We start from the raw sequence: 279 nt of genomic DNA, 5'->3' as shown, positions 1-279 counted from the left end.
CACGGCTTTGCCACGGTGACCATGCGCCGCTCGATCATGACCGAAAAAATCGCCCGGCGCGGCTATCACATCTACCGCGAATACGGCGTCGATCCGTTGGAACGGCATCATGTGGATGAAGTGATGACGGCGGCGGTGGACTCTATCGAAGCCGACATGACAGTCGGCGCGGCGCTCGAACAGTTCTTCGGCGCGAAGCAGAGCCGGCGCGCGTGCCCAGTAGTGCGTGACGGCGCAGTGATTGGCGTGGCCGATCGCCGATTGCTCGAGCAGTTTCGC

General features: G+C 62.7%; 1 protein-coding gene. It reads left to right on the top strand.

What is annotated here, in order from left to right; translation table 11 throughout:
• The coding region (locus tag EN824_RS34925) for a CBS domain-containing protein (RefSeq protein WP_135933253.1) at positions 1-279 on the top strand (279 nt) is incomplete at both ends.

It is taken from the genome of Mesorhizobium sp. M8A.F.Ca.ET.181.01.1.1 (genome assembly GCF_004792025.1).
Lineage (GTDB): Bacteria > Pseudomonadota > Alphaproteobacteria > Rhizobiales > Rhizobiaceae > Mesorhizobium.
Note: the sequence above shows the minus strand (reverse complement) of the source record. Positions and strands in the feature narration are given on the sequence as shown.